We start from the raw sequence: 15882 nt of genomic DNA, 5'->3' as shown, positions 1-15882 counted from the left end.
CGGCGGCCTTCCCGGATCAGGCGCGTGAGGGCCTCTCTCGTCACCCCGCAGTGGACCGTCATGAAATCGACCCCGTCTTCGGCCTGCTTCACGATCCCGTCGAAGAAGTCGTCGGAAGAAAGCTCCACCCAGGACTTTCCTTTGCCGACGGCGTCGGCGGCCGCCTGGTAGAGGGGGACGGTCCCGACGGGGACCGGGCATTCCGCGAGGATCGCCCTGCGGATGTCGTCGATCGGGCCCCCGGTGGACAGGTCCATCACCGCGTCGGCGCCGGCCGCCACCGCGACCCGCATCTTCTCGAGCTCCAGCGACACGTCCGCCCGGTCCCGCGAGGAGCCCACGTTGGCGTTCACCTTGACTCGCAGCCCCTCCCCGATGGCGATGGGGCGGATATCCTTGCGTTTTATATTCCGGGGGATGACCGCCTTCCCCGCGGCGATGAGTGCCCGGAGCTTCTCCGGCGGGATTCCTTCCTCTGCGGCCGCGAGCGCGACCTGCGGCGCCAGCGCGCCGTTCCTTGCGTGATGCAGCAGCGTCATGACCCACCTTCCTTTGCCGTCTCGTCGCCCGCCTGTGCGGCGGCGCGGACATTGGTGAAACAGGCCAACAGGTTTCCGGCGGCTTCGCGGGGGTCCGCGGCGGCCAAAACGTAGGAGATCAGCGCGATCCCGAACGCGCCCGCCTCGATCACTTCCCGGGCGTTTCCCGCCCCGATTCCCCCCAGGGCGAACAGGGGGAGGGTCGTCTCCCGGCGCGCCGCTGCGAGGGCGGAAACCCCGACCGGCGGCCCGTACGCGGCCTTCGACGGGGTGGGGTAGACCGGGCCGAACGTCGCGAAGTCCGCCCCCTGGGCAGCCGCCTCCCGCAGTTCGCGCGTGTTGTGCGTGGAGCAGCCGATGAGCGACTCCTTTCCGAGCAGCCTTCTCGCGACCGACGCGGGCATCGAGGATCCCCCGAGGTGAACGCCGTCGGCCCCGACCGCCAACGCCACGTCGACGCGGTCGTTCACGAACAGGCGCGCCCCGTACCTTGCCGTAAGCTCCCGGATCCGGGCGGCGAGCCGGTAGAGCTCCTTCCCCGGGAGGTCCTTTTCCCGGAGCTGCACGGCGCGAATCCCGCCCTCCAGGGCCCCGGCGACGGCCCGGACGATGTCCCCCCCCGGCGCCTGCCTGCGGTCCGTGATGAGGTAGACGCGGAAGTCGACCCGCACAGGCGTCTTCCCTAAAAAAACGTTCCGTCGAGCGGCGAGGATGCCGTGGCGTACAGCTTTTTCGCGATCCTGCCGGCGAGAAACGCCTTGCGTCCCGCCGAGATCGCCTCCCGCATCGCCTCGGCCATCAGCACCGGATCCTTCGCCCCCGCGATCCCCGTGTTCATCAGGACGCCGTCGCATCCGAGCTCCATCGCCACCGCCGCGTCGGACGCCGTCCCCACCCCCGCATCGACGATCACCGGGACCTTCACGGTCTCCAGGATGATCTTGATGTTGAACGGGTTGCGGATTCCGAGGCCCGATCCGATCGGCGCCGCCAGGGGCATCACGGCGGCGCATCCCGCGTCCTCGAGCTTTTTCGCCATGACCGGGTCGTCGTTGGTGTACGGCAGGACGATGAACCCCTCCTTCACCAGCTGCTTCGCCGCCTGGAGGAGCCCCTCCGTGTCGGGGAACAGGGTCTTCTCGTCCCCGATCACCTCGAGCTTCACCATGTTCGACATCCCCGCCTCCCGGGCGAGGAAACAGGTGCGCACCGCGTCGTCCACCGTGTAGCAGGCGGCCGTGTTGGGAAGGAGCGTGTACCTCTTGGGATCGACGTAATCCAGGAGGGACTCCTTGCTCCGGTCCAGGTTCACCCTCCGGATCGCCACCGTCACGATCTCGGCCCCGGAGGCCTCCAGGGCCCGTACCATGGTCGGGTAATCCGGGTACTTCCCGGTGCCCACCAGAAGCCGCGAACGAAACGTTTTTCCTCCCAGGGCAAAGGAAGTGTCCATCCTCTATCCTCCTCCCACGAATGTCACGATCTCGATCCGGTCCCCGTCGCCAAGGACCGTGTCGGCGAACTCCGCCTTCCGGACGAGGGACCGGTTCCGCTCCACCGCCACGCGCGTCTCCGGCAAGGAGAGGGCCCGCAGGAGAAGAAGGACCGTCATCCCCTCTCCGACCTGCCGTCTTTCCCCGTTCACCGAGATCTCCACGCGATCCTCCGCCGCATCAGAAGAACAGGTCTTTCTCTCCCGCGATCACCCGTTCCAGCTTCCGATGAAACTCCCCCGAAAGAGGCGACCCTTCCATCTCCCTGCTCCCTGCGCGGACGGCGGCGAGACACTCCTCCCGCAGGCGGGGGTCCCCCGCGGAGACCGCGTACTCGGCCAGCGTCAGGAGCGCGTTGGGAAGACAAAAGCCCCGGATGCGGCCGTCGGCCGCCATCTCCGTGAAGGTTTCGCCCGTGCGGTCGCGGCGGTAGCAGCTGGTGCACAGGGAGGGGAGGTATCCGCGCCCGAGGATCATCCGGACGATCTCCTCGACCGGCCGCGTGTCGTCCAGCTCGAACTGTTCCGAGTCGGCGTGCCGCACTTCTTCCGTATACCCGCCGGGGTCGGTCTTCGAGCCGGCGCTGATCTGCGACGCCCCGACGTCCAGCACCCTCTCGCGCAGCGACGCCGGTTCCCGCGTGGACACGACGACGCCCGCCGTGGGGACGCAGAGGCGGTAGACGATCACGATCTTTTCGAACTCCCGGTCGGAGACCGGCCGGGGAGCCTCGTGAAGGGGGGAGCCGAACGCCCTCTTGAACCGGGGCACCGAGATCGTGTGCGGGAACGTCCCGTGCGTGTCCCGCAGGCTTTCCGCGTGCCGGATGACGGAGAGGACCTCGAACCGGTAGTCGTACAGCCCGAGGAGGGCGCCGATCCCCACATCCCGGAATCCCGCCCTCATCGCACGGTCCATGCACGTGAGGCGCCAGGCGAAGTCCGCTTTCGGGCCGGAAGGGTGCATCGTCCCGTACGTTTCCGGGTGGTACGTCTCCTGGAACACCTGGTACACCCCGGCGCCGGCCTCCTTGAGGAGCCGCAACTCCTCCACGGACATCGGCGCGGCGTTCACGTGCAGGATGCGCATCCCCGTTTCGCGGTAGATCGCCCGCAGGACGTCCGCGAGGTACCCCGCGTCGGTCTTTCCCCGGTGTTCCCCGCTGACCAGCAGGAGGCGGTGGAACCCCTTTTTCTCGAGGAACCGGGCCTCCCGGACCGCCTGCCCGGGGGACAGGGTGATCCTCCTTGCCTCCCGGTTGTCCCTGCGAAACCCGCAGTAGAGGCAGTTGTTTCCGCACTCGTTGGAAAGGTACAGGGGGGCGAACAGAACGATCCGCCGTCCGAAGACCTCTTCGCGAACGGCCCGGGCCCTTGTCGCGGCCGTTTCCCACACCATCGGGTCCGGGGTGGCCAGCAGACGGGCGGCTTCCGGGAGGGAGAGCCTGCGCCTCGGGGACAGCGAAGCGAGCAGGGAAAACGCCTCGCGGCGCCGGAAGGGGGCGGCGTCGGCGAGAAGCCGGGCGATCTCCTCCGGCGCGACGGGGAGGAGGTCGAGGCGGTTGGCCATGTTCTGCGTCAACATCGGTGTTTCCCCCTGAAAATGAAAAACCGCGCCCCAAAAAAGGCACGGTTCGAAGAGCACCACGCTCCCTGCGCCGGTATTATCCGGATCAGGTTCGACGGGTTGCCCGCATCGTACGCGGGCTCTCAGCGAAAAGCACCCCTGGCGGCTTTACGGTCATGATACCCACCCTCCGCTTTCGATGTCAAGCGCGAGGCCAGCGCGAGGCCGGCGGTCCGGCGCGGCGTCTGCCCGCCTTTACTTGATGGTGGGGTTCAAGTAGACTTTCCAAAAAACGATCGAGCCGATCCCGGTAGCAAGGAGTATCCGTTTGGCAAGACCCACCGTGGCCGAAATCCACCTCCCTGCCCTGCGGCACAATTTCAGGACGATCCGATCCCTTCTTCCTCCTTCGGCCTCGATCTTCGGGGTCGTCAAGGCGGATGCCTACGGGCACGGGGCGGTCCCCGTCGCCAGGACGCTGCGGGAAGAGGGCGTGCGCATCTTCGGGGTGGCGACGGTGGAGGAGGGGGTGGAGCTGCGCCGGTCGGGGATCACGGAGCCGGTGGTGGTGCTGGGGGGCGTGGACGAGCCGCAGGCAGGGGAGGCCCACGCCAACGATCTATCCGCCGCGCTGTTCGATCTGGGGCAGATCCCCTACCTCTCGCGGGTGGGCGAAAAGAACGGGAGGCCCTTTCCTGTCCATATCAAGATCGACACGGGGATGGGGCGTCTCGGGCTTCTTCGCCAGTTTACGAAGTCGGCGATCGAGGCGATCGGCTCCGGGAAAACCCTGCGCGTCGAGGGCGTCATGACCCACCTCTCCTCGGCCGACGGAAGCTTAGAGGCGGACAGGGAGTACACCCGGATGCAGCTTTCCGCGTTCGGCGAGGCGGTCCCTGCGGTCCGGAAGGCGTTCGGCGAGGGGGTGCGCGCCCATGCGCTGAACAGCGCGGGCATCCTCTTGTACCGGGAGCACGTCTTCGACATGGTGCGCCCGGGGATCACCCTCTACGGTTCCCTGCCGGCGGAGGGGGTCGGGGCCGAACTGGGACTTGCGCCGGTGATGCGTCTGGTCACCAGGATCGTCTCGCTCAAGGAGCTTCCCGACGGGCATCCGGTCAGCTACGGGCGCCAATTCACCTGTGCGGGGAAGCGGAGGATCGCAGCGGTTCCGCTGGGATACGCCGACGGCTACCGCCGCGCCTTCTCGAACGCCGCGTCGATGTGGGTGAACGGTCACCGGGTGCCGGTGGCCGGCAGGGTCTGCATGGATAACACGATGCTGGACGTCACCGGCGTTCCCGGGGTGTCGGTCGGGTCGGAGGTCGTCGTCATGGGGAAGGGGGGGGAAACCGCGGACGACCTCGCCCGCCTCGCGGGCACGATCCCCTATGAACTTCTCACGCAGGTCGGAAAGCGCATCCCGAGGCGTGTCGTTGCCTGACAGCGCGAAAAAAAACGGCGTCGCCGCCCTCCTGGAAACCCTAGGAACCCGGGTGTTCCGGCTGATCGAGTACCTGGGGAACATCTTCGCCTTCCTTCTGCAGTGCGTCACCTGGGTGTTCCGGCCGCCGTCGGAAATCCGGAACATCGTGAAGCAGATGGAGGAGGTGGGGGTCAATTCCCTGCCGGTGGTTCTGGTCACGGCGACCTTCACGGGGATGGTCCTCGCTCTGCAGAGCTGGTCGGGGTTCCAGCGGTTCCAGGCGACGAGCTTCGTCGGAACGGTGGTCGCGCTCTCGATCACGCGGGAGCTGGGGCCGGTGTTCGCCGGGCTCATGGTCTCGGGACGCGTGGGGGCGTCGATGGCGGCTGAACTGGGGACGATGAAGGTCACGGAGCAGATCGACGCGCTGGTGACCCTGGCGACGAACCCGATCAAATATCTCGTCGTCCCGCGGGTCGTGGCCGCAACGCTCGTCCTCCCGGTCCTGGTCGTCTTCGCGGACCTGGTCGGCATCCTGGGGGGGTATTTCGTATCCGTCTACCTGTTGGGCGCCAACCCCTACGTCTACGTGGACAAGACGTACCAGTATCTCGAGTTCCGGGATATCTACACGGGGCTGGTGAAATCCGCCGTCTTCGGGTTCCTCATCGCGCTCATCTCCTGCTATAACGGTTTCATCGCCGAGGGAGGAGCGGAAGGGGTGGGGCGCGCCACGACGAGGGCGGTGGTGGCTTCGTCCATGACGGTGCTCGTGTCCGATTACTTCATGACGGTGTATATGTTCTGACGGGGCTCCGCGGTACGGGCGGGCGGCAGGCGGCGACGGGGGAAGCGGGAACGATCGATGATCGAAATCCGGGGGCTCGAGAAACGATTCGGGAGGAAGGTCGTCCTGGACGGGCTGGATCTGACCGTCCCCCGGGGGAAGAACACCGTCGTCATCGGGGGGAGCGGGACGGGGAAGTCGGTGCTCATCAAGTGCGTGGTGGGGCTTCTCCGCGCGGACGCGGGAGAGATCCTGATCGGCGGGGAGGACGTGACGAAGATGGACGAGCGCGAGCTCGTCCGCGTCCGGCGGAAGTTCGGCATGCTGTTCCAGGGGGCCGCCCTGTTCGATTCCATGAACGTCGGGGAGAACGTGGCGTTCGCGCTTCGCAGGCTCCGCCTCTACCCGGAACACCAGATCCGCGAAGTGGTGGAGGAGAAGCTCTCCATGGTGGGGCTGCGGGACATCCAGCACCTGATGCCGGCGGAGCTCTCGGGGGGAATGAAGAAGCGGGTCGGCCTGGCGCGGGCGATCGCCTCCGAGCCGGAGATCCTCCTCTACGATGAGCCGACCACGGGGCTTGACCCGATCATGGCCGACGTGATCAACGACCTGATCATCTCCCTGCGGGAGTTGCTCGGGGTGACCTCGATCTCGATCACGCACGACATGGCCTCCGCCTACAAGATCGCGGACCACATCGCCATGTTGTATAAAGGAAAGATCGTCGAGGTGGGCACGCCGGAGGAGATCCGGAATACGCGGAACCCCGTCGTCTCCCAGTTCGTCGAGGGACGGGCGGTGGGGCCGATTACCGCGGAGCACGAGGAGTTCGTCCGCTTTGTCCGGCGCTCGGGCGAAACCGGGATGCAGGGAGGGCGTTGATGTCGAAAGAGGCGAAAGTGGGGATCTTCGTGCTGCTGGGGATCATGGTCCTCACCTATTTCACGTTCCGCATCAGCAAGTTGGGGGGAATAGCGGGGAAAGGGTACAACCTGACCGTCGACTTCGAGACGGCGGCCGGGCTCGAGCCGAAGTCGAACGTGAAGATGGCGGGCGTTCCGATCGGGAAGGTCGAGGGGATCCAGCTCGTCGGGAACAATGCCCGCCTGGTGCTCCGGATCGATCCGGGAGTGCAGATCCCGGTCGACTCGGTGGCGTCCATCCAGACCCAGGGGCTCCTCGGGGAGAAGTACGTGGAGATCCTCCCGGGGAAGGACACCTCCCGGATGCTCCCCCCGAAGGGCAAGATAGCGAACACCCTCCCTCCCGCCAACCTCGACGAGATCATCCGCAAGGTGTCCGAGATTTCGGAGGACCTGAGAAGCTTCACGCAGACCCTCTCCCAGACCCTGGGGACGGAGGAGGGGAGAAAGGCGGTCTCCGACATCATCCGGAACGTGCAGAGGACGACCGAGGTCCTGAATACGGTGGTGGCGGGGAACGAGGAGCGGCTGAACCGGATCCTGGCCAACGTGGATACGTTGTCCGCCGACCTGACGGATTTCTCCTCCACCAACAAGGAGGACCTCCGCGCGACGATCGCCAACCTGCGTGCCTTTTCCAATACGCTGAAGACCGAGGGGCCCGGTCTGGCCAAAAAGCTCGAGGAGATGAGCGAACGGGTGAGCGGCGTCGTGGGGGAGAACCGGGAGAATTTCCGCGAGAGCATCGAGAACTTGAAGAACGCCTCGGCGAAACTCGACAACACCCTCGACTCGGCGGGCAAGGTGCTGGCCAAGATCGAGCGGGGCGAGGGGACGCTCGGGAAGCTGGTGTCCGACAACACGACCGTCACCACGCTCAACGACACGCTGGAGGGAATCAACCGCTACGTCCGCAAGACGGAGTCGCTCAAGGCCTTCCTGGACTACCACCTCGAGTACCAGACCGAGCCGTCGGAGTTCAAGCATTACGCAAACCTGCGCCTGCAGCCCACGGCCGACAAGTATTACCTCATCGGGATCGTGGACGACCCGAGGGGGAAATTCGACTCCAGCGAAACCACGACCACGACCACGCCCGGGGGGACGGTGCGCACCCAGCAGGAGTCGTACTCCAACGACCTGAAGTTCACGGCGATCGTGGCCAAACGGTTCTCCGCACTCACGATCCGGGGCGGCGTCCTGGAGTCGACGGGGGGGGTGGGGCTCGACTACCATCTGATGAAAGACCGTTTGAGCATCGGCGTGGACGCCTTCGACTTCGCCCGGAAGGACCAGCCGCCGCGTTTGAAGGTGTTCGGCAACTATGATATCGTGAAAAACCTTTATATCACGGGCGGCGTGGACGATGTCCTCAACGACGAGAAGAATCTCCGCACTCTCTTCTTCGGGTTCGGGATCAAGTTCGAGGACGAGGACCTGAAGACCGTATTGGGAGCCGTGCCGATCAGGCCGTAGCCAGCCGCACATTTCATGGGAAAGAGGAAGGGCGAAGGTCCATGGCGAGAATCCGCAGGGCGATCCTGAGTGTTTCCGACAAATCGGGGGTTGTGGATTTCGCGAAAGGATTGTCCCGCCTCGGAGTGGAGTTGTTCGCCTCGGGAGGGACGGCCGGGCTGCTCCGGGGGAAGAAGGTCCCGGTGCGGCTGATCGAGGAATACACCGGCTTCCCGGAGATGCTCGACGGCCGGGTGAAGACGCTCAACCCGAAGATTCACGGCGGACTCCTGGCGGTCCGGAAGAACGCCTCCCACATGAAAACGATCGCGTCCCACGGCATCGTTCCGTTCGACCTGGTGGTGGTCAACCTCTACCCGTTCGAGGCGAAGATCGAGAAGCCGGACTGCACGCTCGAGGAGGCGATCGAGAACATCGATATCGGCGGCCCGGCGATGCTGCGCTCCGCGGCCAAGAACTTCCAGGACGTGGCGGTGGTCACCGACCCGTCGGACTACCCCGACATCCTCGGGAAGCTCAAGAAGGGGAACGGCAATCTCGATCCCGTCACCCACGCGGACCTGGGCCGGAAGGCCTTCGTCCTGACGGCGCGGTACGACGCCACCGTCTCCAACTACCTCGGGCGCGTGGCGGACGGAGGGGGCGAGTACCCGGTGACGTTCACCGGCCAGTGGCGCAAGGTCCAGTCGCTCCGGTACGGAGAGAACCCGCACCAGAGCGCGGCCTTCTACGCCGATTCCCGCCTCCCCGCCGAGCCCACTCTCGGCGGGGCGAGGCAGCTCCAGGGGAAGGAGCTCTCCTACAACAACATCGCGGACCTCGACGCGGCGCTCCAGCTCGCCCTGGAGTTTCCGGAGCCCGCCGCGGCGATCATCAAGCACACGAACCCCTCCGGCGTGGGGCTCTCCCGGCGGCGGCTGGTGGACGCCTTCAAGAAGGCGAGGGAGTGCGACCCGGTCTCGGCCTACGGGGGGGTCATCGGATTGAACCGCACGGTGAACGCCGAGACGGCGAGGGAAGTCGCGTCGACCTTCTTCGAGGCCGTTATCGCCCCGTCGTACGACAAGGAGGCCCGCAAGATCCTCTCCGCGAAGGCCAACCTCCGTCTCCTCGAGACGGGCGGGGTCTTCCGGGGGAGCGGGCATCCCGGGTACGAGATGAAGAAGGTGAGCGGGGGGCTCCTTTTCCAGGGGAGGGACCGGCACGTCGTGTCCCCCGCGTCCCTCAAGGTGGTGACGAAACGGGCCCCCACGGAGGAGGAACTCGAGGCCCTCCTCTTCGCCTGGAAAGTGTGCAAGCACGTCAAGTCGAACGCCATTGTTTTTACGCTCAAGGACCGCACGGTCGGCGTGGGGGCGGGGCAGATGAGCCGCGTCGACTCCGCCAAGATCGCCGTGATGAAGGCTCAGCGCCCGACAACCGGGACGGTGGTGGCCTCGGATGCCTTCTTCCCCTTCCGGGACGGCCTCGATACCGCGGCCGCGGCGGGGGCGACCGCCGCCATTCAGCCGGGGGGGTCGGTGCGGGACGCGGAGGTGATCGCGGCGGCCGACGAGCACGGGATGGCGATGGTGTTCACGGGGATTCGTCACTTCCGTCACTGATCCGGCCGGCCCGGGAGAAGAAGACAGGTGGGCATGAAGATTCTGGTCGTGGGAAGCGGGGGCCGCGAGCACGCCCTCGTCTGGAAGATCGCGCAGAGTCCGCTGGTGGGCAAGATTTTCGCCGCGCCGGGGAACCCGGGGATGGCGAAGAACGCGGAGCTCGTCCCCGTGCCGGTGGAGGAGACCGGCCGGATCGTCGATTTCGCCGTGAAGGAGCGGGTGGACCTGACGGTCGTTGGGCCCGAGGCGCCCCTGGCAGCCGGCCTCACCGACGATCTGGAGAAGCACGGGCTGCTGGTCTGCGGGCCGAGCCGGGCCGCCGCGCAGCTCGAAAGCTCCAAGGTGTTCACGAAGAACATCCTGGCAAAATACGGAATCCCCACGGGGGATTTCCGGGTGTTCGACTCCTACGACGACGCGGAGCAGCACGTCCTCACGCATCGATTGCCGGTCGTGATCAAGGCCGACGGTCTTGCGGCGGGGAAAGGGGTGGCGGTGGCGGGGACGTACGAGGAGGCGGTCGGTTTCCTCCGCGACGTGATGGAGAAACGGGTATTCGGCGCCGCGGGGGAACGGGTGGTCGTCGAGGAGTGCCTCACGGGGGAGGAGGCGTCCTACATCGTGTTCACCGACGGGGAGAAGATCGTCCCCCTGCCGTCCTCCCAGGACCATAAGCGGATCGGAGACGGCGACACGGGGCCGAACACCGGCGGAATGGGAGCGTACTCCCCCGCGCCGGTCCTGACCCCCGAGGTCGAGAGGAAAGTCCTTGGGGAGATCTTCGAGCCGCTTCTGGCCGGGATGCGCGCCGAGGGGATGCCGTTTCGGGGGATCCTCTACGGCGGCCTGATGATCGAGCGGGGGGTGCCGAAGGTCCTCGAGTTCAACGTGCGCTTCGGGGACCCCGAGGCGCAGCCGCTGTTCATGCGTCTGTCGAGCGACCTCGTGCCGCTCCTGGTCCAGTGCGCCCAGGGGAAGCTGACCGATGCGGTCATGGAGATCGACCCGAGGCCGACCGTCTGCATCGTGATGGCCTCGGGCGGATATCCCGGTTCCTACCGGAAGGGGTTTCCGATCTCGGGCATCGAGGAGGCGGAACGAGGGGGCGGCGTCCAGGTCTTCCACGCGGGAACGGCGATACGGGACGGGAAGCTGGTCAACAACGGAGGAAGGGTGCTCGGAGTCACCGCGGTGGACGACGATATCCGGAAGGCGATCGAGCGGGGGTATCGCGCGGCCGGTACCATTCACTGGGAGGGAGCGTACTACCGCACCGATATCGGGAAACGGGCGCTTCTGCGGGAAAGGGCATAGGCGATGGCGGGAAAAGTCCTGATCCTCATGGGGAGCAAGTCAGATGCGGAGGAGATGGGGGAAGCCGCCCGGGTCCTGTCCGAGTTCGGGATTCCCTACACCCTGACCGTGGCATCGGCGCACCGCTCCCCCGGACGCACCCGGGAGATCGTGAGCCGGGCCGAGAAAGAAGGGGTGTCGGTCATCATCGCCGGCGCCGGCGCCGCCGCGCACCTCGCGGGCTTCGTTGCCGCGGAGACGGTCCTCCCCGTGATCGGCGTGCCGCTGGCGGGTTCGCCGCTTTTCGGGTTCGATTCCCTTCTCGCGACGGCCCAGATGCCGGCGGGGGTTCCCGTGGCGACCATGGCGATCGGAAAAGCGGGGGCCCGGAACGCCGGACACCTCGCCGCGCAGATCCTCGCCTTGTCTTCCCCCGATCTCCGGGAGAAGATCGGGGCGCACAGACGCCGGATGGCCGAGGAGGTCGCCGCCTCGGCCGAAGAGGTCCGATGATCACCCTCTCCCCGGAGTGCTACCCCTGTTTCTTCCGGCAGGCGGATCTCGCGGCCCGCGCGCACGGGGCTTCCGAAACGGCGCGAAAGGCCCTGGCCGCCCGCGTGGCGGCCATTCTCGCCGACCGTTCGGAAGAAGAGATCCCGGCGAAGATCGCCAGCCGCCTGCATGAGACCGTCCGGCGCGAGCTTGGGGTCGACGACCCCTTCCAGGGCGTGAAGGAACGGGAGTTTCGCCGGTTCGCCGAAGTGGCTTCGAAGGCGGAGTCGCTCGTCGCGGCCTCCGCGGATCCGATGGCGGCGGCCGTCTGGCTGGCGGCGTTCGGGAACATCATGGATTCCGGGATCATCGAGCGGGAGTCGATGGAGGGGGAGCTGGGGCGGCTCGCGGCGGAGAACGGATCCCGGATCATCCCGGACAGGCTCCGGGAGGCGATCCTTGGCGCCCGGACGATCGGGGTTCTGCTGGACAATGCGGGGGAAGCGGCCTTCGACGTCCCGCTCCTCTCCCGCCTCGCGCAAGAGGGGAGGACGGTGTGGCTCGGCGTGAAGGGGGGGGCCGTCATCGACGACCTGACCGAGTCGGAGGCCCTTCGCATCGGTTTGTCCGCCTACGGAGAGATCGTCTCGAACGGGAACCGGGGGGTGGGTACCGACCTCGGGCTCTGCTCGCGGGAGTTCCGGGACAGGATCATGCTTTCCGATCTGATCCTATCGAAGGGGCAGGCGAATTTCGAAACCCTTTTCGGGCGCGTCCGCAACGCCTTCTTCCTGTTCCGGTGCAAGTGCCCCGTCGTCTCCCGGGTTCTCGGGCGGCCCGAGGGGGACCTCATCGTGCTGGACGGGGATGGCGCGGGATGACCCGCCTGGTCCGCCTGGACGCGAGAAGCGTCTCCTTCCTGCCTGCGGCGGTGATCAAATCGCTGCGTGGGGGGGGGATGGTGATCTATCCGACGGACACGCTCTACGGGCTCGGGGTGGCCCCCACCTCGCAGAAGGCGATCGGGCGTCTTCTCTCCGCGAAGGGACGGGAGGGGGGGAAGCCGATCCCTCTCTTGCTCGACGAACCCGCGAGGACGTTTTCCCTTGCCCGGAGCATCCCCCGGGGGGCGACCCGCCTGATGGAGAAGTTCTGGCCGGGGGCGCTGACCATCGTGCTCCCCGCGGCGCCTGGCCTAACGGAGGCCGTCACCGGGGGAACGGGGACGGTGGGTCTGCGGGTCCCCGACCACCCGGTCGCCCGGACGCTGGCCAAGGCGGCCGGGGGGGCGATCACGGGGACATCGGCCAACCGCTCGGGAAATCCCGGCCTCTGGAGAACGGCCGAGGAGATCGTGAATGAATTCACGGGCGATGTGGACTGGATCCTGTGGGACGGACCATCGCCGGCATCCGGGGGGGAGGAAATCCCCCTCCTTCCGCACGGCTCGACCGTAGTGCTCGTCGAGGAGGACGACGTTCTCCTCCTGCGGGAGGGGGTGATCCCCTTCCGGACCATTACCGATTTTCTTGGGAAGGGGTAGGAAGATGGCCATCGTGTCTCCGTTTCGAGGGATCCATTACGATCTGTCGCGGGTTCCCGACCTGTCGCTGGTCGTATCCCAGCCGTACGACGTGATCTCCCCGGAGGAGCAGAAAGCCCTCCACCGGCGCCATCCCCGCAACATCGTCTGGATCGACTTCGGCCTCGATGCGGAAGGCGACGGCCCGGGTGTCAACAAGTACACCCGGGGGGCGGCCTCCTACCGGCAGTGGCTCTCCGAGGGGACGCTCGTCCGGGACACGTCCCCCTCCCTGTACTATTACGAGCAGGAGTTTTCCCTTTCCGGCCGGGGTGTGTTCGTCCGGAAAGGATTCCTCGGGGCCCTTCGGCTGTCCGCCTTCGGGGAGGGGGTGGTGCTCCCCCACGAGAAGACCCATTCCCGGCCGAAGGAGGACAGGCTTTCCCTCATGCACGCGACGGAGGCGAACACGAGCCCCATCTTCGGGCTCTATTCCGATCCGCGGGACGAGGCGGCCAAGGCGCTGCGGGAAAAGATGCCGGGACGGCCGGATTTCTCGGTCACCGACGACCTCGGCGTGAAGCACCGGATGTGGAGGGTCACCGACCCCGCGTCCCTTGCGGCCGCCACGGAGAAGATGTCGGACAAGAGCGTGTTCATCGCCGACGGGCATCACCGGTACGAGACGGCGCTCGCCTTCCGGGACGAGAGGAGGAGGAGGCACGGCGCGCGGGAGGACGCTGCATACGAGCACGTCCTCATGTTCCTGTGCAACATGGACGACGAGGGGATCGTGATCCTTCCCACCCACAGAGGGATCCACTCGGTGCCGGGGTTCTCGGAGGAGGATTTCGTCTCCCGGGTGAGATCCCATCTTGCGGTGGAGACCCGTCCGGGCACGCCCGAGGACGCATTGAGGGCGATCGGGGAGGCGGGGAGGAAAGGGAAAGCGATCGCCTGGAGCGCCGGAGGCGGGAGGTTCCACATCGTTTCGTTCCCCGACGCGGCGCGCTTCGGCGAGAAGAACCTGTCCCGGTTCCCCCCCGAACTTCGCACCCTCGATGTGGTGCTCCTGCACGGCTTTCTCCTCGAGCAGAGTCTCGGGATCACCCCGGAAGCGGTCACGGCGGGACAGTTCGTCCGTTATTACAAGGAGGCCGGCAAAGCCGTATCCGACCTGGAACGAGGCGAGCTCCAGGCGGCGTTTTTCCTCAATCCCGTCACGATGGGCGAGTTCCGGGACGTCTCCCTCTCCGGCCACGTTCTCCCCCAGAAGGCCACCTTCTTCTATCCGAAGATCCTGACGGGTCTCTTGATCTTTTCCGTTCGGGGAGATGAATCGCTGCCGGGATAGGGAAGGCACGATCCCCTCCATCCGGATCCACCAGCCGGAGAAAGGGTATCGGTTCTCCATCGATTCCGTCCTGCTCGCCGATTTCGCCGCGCGGGACTGCGGCGGGTCGGCCCTCGACCTGGGCACCGGATCGGGCGTCGTCCTCCTTCTCCTCGCCGCCAGGTGCAGGAGATTGCGGCAAGGCGTGGGGGTCGAGATCCAGCCCGCGTTGTGGGAGTTCGCCTGCCGGAATATCGAGGAGAACGGATTCGGGGGCCGTCTCTCCGCCGTCCTGGGCGATTTCCGGGACGACATTCCCGCGCTTGCCCCCCGGTCGTTCGACCTCGTGGTCTCCAACCCCCCGTACCGGAAAATCGGCGAGGGGAGGAGGAACCCGGACCCCCGGAAGGAAATCGCCCGCCACGAGGTGGCCTGCACGATGGCGGACGTTTACGCCGCGGCGGGAAGGTACCTCTCCCCGCGGGGAAGGTTCGCCCTCGTCTCTCCCTCGCACCGTCTCCCGGAGATTTTTTCCCTGGGGTTCGCCTCGGGCCTGCGGCCGGAGACCGTCCAGTTCGTGCACCCGTACGCTGGTAAGCCTGCGAACCGCGTGCTGGTGACGGGAAGCCGGCGAAAGACGCCGGAGCCGGCCATCCTGCCCCCCCTGATCGTCTATTCGGCCCGGGGGCGGTACCATCCGGAGGTCGAGCGGATCTTCGCGGGGTTTTTCCGCCCAGGATAAGGCGGTTCCGGGGCCCCCCGTTGGCAAATGCTCGCGACCAGCACTCGAATCGGCCGCCGAATGGTCCGGGATTCGGGGCCCTGACCGGCTCCGCTGCCTCGGAGGGGGTGTTCGCTTCGTCGCTCGACGTGCGATGGACCCGCACGTCTGCGCTTGACCTTCCTCCCCGAAAAGCTCCGCCCGGCGTCCCGGGGTCCGTTTCCGAAGAGGCCGTGCACCGAGAGGGCCGATGCGCCCCGACCGGCGAGGCGCCCAACCGAGGCGTACCCAATGCGGTACGGTGAGGGAGGGCAACGAAGCCGGCGGGGATGCAGCGGTCCTCGAATGCCGGGATCTTCCGGGAATGGACCCCGGGACGCCGGCCCCCCTCCTGCGGCTGCTGCGCCCTAAACCGGGGACCCATGGCGATGCGGGGGGGTCGACGAGGCGGGGGGACACTCCTGGAGGTTGTAGGTAGTACGGATGGAGGAGTGTCCCGTTGAAGGATACGGATCGCGTCGAGCGGAACCGGCAGCGAGCGGGCGCAAGGTCGCGAGCTGCGCCTAAGTACTCCATTCCACAATTACGGTGACGTATTTGGAGGAGCAGTTACGCAGCAACGTTGAGTGCACGTCCCTTGCCCTCGATTCTTGCCATGAGGTTGGCGAGGTCTTGGCGTGTGAATGTCCAACGAAACGGGGTAG

General features: G+C 66.6%; 16 protein-coding genes and 1 riboswitch. Of the genes, 11 read left to right on the top strand and 5 right to left on the bottom strand.

What is annotated here, in order from left to right; translation table 11 throughout:
* The 5 genes from VJ307_05875 to hydG form a co-directional block, all read right to left on the bottom strand.
* Nucleotides 1-539 (bottom strand): phosphomethylpyrimidine synthase ThiC (locus VJ307_05875; protein HJX73667.1); only part of this gene is annotated, 539 nt, incomplete at its 3' end.
* A complete protein-coding gene (gene thiE, locus VJ307_05870) occupies nt 536-1210 on the bottom strand; it encodes a thiamine phosphate synthase (protein ID HJX73666.1) in 675 nt (224 codons plus the stop codon). The genes thiE and VJ307_05875, both read right to left, overlap by 4 nt.
* 11 nt (nt 1211-1221) lie before the next feature.
* Complete coding sequence (locus tag VJ307_05865; GenBank protein ID HJX73665.1) at nt 1222-1992, bottom strand: thiazole synthase; 771 nt, start codon at nt 1990-1992, stop codon at nt 1222-1224.
* A 3-nt stretch (nt 1993-1995) separates the two neighbouring features.
* Nucleotides 1996-2196 carry a sulfur carrier protein ThiS gene (thiS, locus tag VJ307_05860; protein HJX73664.1) on the bottom strand — a complete coding sequence of 67 codons (201 nt, stop codon included), beginning with the start codon at nt 2194-2196 and terminating at the stop codon, nt 1996-1998.
* A 16-nt stretch (nt 2197-2212) separates the two neighbouring features.
* Nucleotides 2213-3616, bottom strand: coding sequence for a [FeFe] hydrogenase H-cluster radical SAM maturase HydG (gene hydG / locus VJ307_05855; protein HJX73663.1), 1404 nt, complete (start codon nt 3614-3616; stop codon nt 2213-2215).
* Between the two features lie 47 nt (nt 3617-3663).
* A riboswitch (TPP riboswitch) is annotated at nt 3664-3769 on the bottom strand.
* Nucleotides 3770-3926: 157 nt separating this feature from the next.
* Here hydG and alr point away from each other — a divergent pair.
* The 11 genes from alr to VJ307_05800 are packed head-to-tail and all read left to right on the top strand — an operon-like array spanning nt 3927 to nt 15199.
* Nucleotides 3927-5042, top strand: coding sequence for an alanine racemase (gene alr / locus VJ307_05850; protein HJX73662.1), 1116 nt, complete (start codon nt 3927-3929; stop codon nt 5040-5042).
* Nucleotides 5035-5832 (top strand): ABC transporter permease, encoded by a 798-nt coding sequence (locus VJ307_05845; GenBank protein HJX73661.1) that lies wholly within the window; start codon nt 5035-5037, stop codon nt 5830-5832. Before alr ends, VJ307_05845 begins: the two co-directional genes overlap by 8 nt.
* 57 nt (nt 5833-5889) lie before the next feature.
* A complete protein-coding gene (locus VJ307_05840; protein HJX73660.1) occupies nt 5890-6696 on the top strand; it encodes an ABC transporter ATP-binding protein in 807 nt (268 codons plus the stop codon).
* A complete protein-coding gene (locus VJ307_05835) occupies nt 6696-8213 on the top strand; it encodes an MlaD family protein (protein HJX73659.1) in 1518 nt (505 codons plus the stop codon). Before VJ307_05840 ends, VJ307_05835 begins: the two co-directional genes overlap by 1 nt.
* 41 nt (nt 8214-8254) lie before the next feature.
* Nucleotides 8255-9817, top strand: coding sequence for a bifunctional phosphoribosylaminoimidazolecarboxamide formyltransferase/IMP cyclohydrolase (purH, locus tag VJ307_05830; protein ID HJX73658.1), 1563 nt, complete (start codon nt 8255-8257; stop codon nt 9815-9817).
* A gap of 33 nt (nt 9818-9850) precedes the next feature.
* Nucleotides 9851-11131, top strand: a complete 1281-nt coding sequence (gene purD / locus VJ307_05825) for a phosphoribosylamine--glycine ligase (protein ID HJX73657.1) — start codon at nt 9851-9853, stop codon at nt 11129-11131.
* A gap of 3 nt (nt 11132-11134) precedes the next feature.
* Nucleotides 11135-11623: a 5-(carboxyamino)imidazole ribonucleotide mutase gene (purE, locus tag VJ307_05820; protein ID HJX73656.1), complete on the top strand. Its 489-nt coding sequence runs from the start codon at nt 11135-11137 to the stop codon at nt 11621-11623.
* Nucleotides 11620-12483 (top strand): ARMT1-like domain-containing protein, encoded by an 864-nt coding sequence (locus VJ307_05815; protein HJX73655.1) that lies wholly within the window; start codon nt 11620-11622, stop codon nt 12481-12483. Before purE ends, VJ307_05815 begins: the two co-directional genes overlap by 4 nt.
* The gene (locus VJ307_05810; GenBank protein HJX73654.1) at nt 12480-13145 is read left to right on the top strand and encodes an L-threonylcarbamoyladenylate synthase; all 666 of its coding nucleotides are present in this window, start codon (nt 12480-12482) and stop codon (nt 13143-13145) included. The genes VJ307_05815 and VJ307_05810 overlap by 4 nt, the downstream gene beginning before the upstream one ends.
* A 13-nt stretch (nt 13146-13158) precedes the next feature.
* Nucleotides 13159-14478: a DUF1015 domain-containing protein gene (locus tag VJ307_05805; protein HJX73653.1), complete on the top strand. Its 1320-nt coding sequence runs from the start codon at nt 13159-13161 to the stop codon at nt 14476-14478.
* Complete coding sequence (locus VJ307_05800) at nt 14459-15199, top strand: methyltransferase domain-containing protein (GenBank protein HJX73652.1); 741 nt, start codon at nt 14459-14461, stop codon at nt 15197-15199. The genes VJ307_05805 and VJ307_05800 overlap by 20 nt, the downstream gene beginning before the upstream one ends.
* Nucleotides 15200-15882 lie beyond the last annotated feature (683 nt).

Source organism: Candidatus Deferrimicrobiaceae bacterium (genome assembly GCA_035256765.1).
Lineage (GTDB): Bacteria > Desulfobacterota > Deferrimicrobia > Deferrimicrobiales > Deferrimicrobiaceae > CSP1-8.
Note: the sequence above shows the minus strand (reverse complement) of the source record. Positions and strands in the feature narration are given on the sequence as shown.

What these genes read in the sequence shown, in the direction of transcription:
- hydG (HJX73663.1), bottom strand. Translation starts at nt 3,616, where the DNA reads ATGTTGACGCAGAACATGGCCAACCGCCTCGACCTCCTCCCCGTCGCG.
- VJ307_05865 (HJX73665.1), bottom strand. Translation starts at nt 1,992, where the DNA reads ATGGACACTTCCTTTGCCCTGGGAGGAAAAACGTTTCGTTCGCGGCTT.
- VJ307_05835 (HJX73659.1), top strand. Translation starts at nt 6,696, where the DNA reads ATGTCGAAAGAGGCGAAAGTGGGGATCTTCGTGCTGCTGGGGATCATG.
- purH (HJX73658.1), top strand. Translation starts at nt 8,255, where the DNA reads ATGGCGAGAATCCGCAGGGCGATCCTGAGTGTTTCCGACAAATCGGGG.
- VJ307_05800 (HJX73652.1), top strand. Translation starts at nt 14,459, where the DNA reads ATGAATCGCTGCCGGGATAGGGAAGGCACGATCCCCTCCATCCGGATC.
- purD (HJX73657.1), top strand. Translation starts at nt 9,851, where the DNA reads ATGAAGATTCTGGTCGTGGGAAGCGGGGGCCGCGAGCACGCCCTCGTC.
- purE (HJX73656.1), top strand. Translation starts at nt 11,135, where the DNA reads ATGGCGGGAAAAGTCCTGATCCTCATGGGGAGCAAGTCAGATGCGGAG.
- VJ307_05810 (HJX73654.1), top strand. Translation starts at nt 12,480, where the DNA reads ATGACCCGCCTGGTCCGCCTGGACGCGAGAAGCGTCTCCTTCCTGCCT.
- VJ307_05815 (HJX73655.1), top strand. Translation starts at nt 11,620, where the DNA reads ATGATCACCCTCTCCCCGGAGTGCTACCCCTGTTTCTTCCGGCAGGCG.
- VJ307_05840 (HJX73660.1), top strand. Translation starts at nt 5,890, where the DNA reads ATGATCGAAATCCGGGGGCTCGAGAAACGATTCGGGAGGAAGGTCGTC.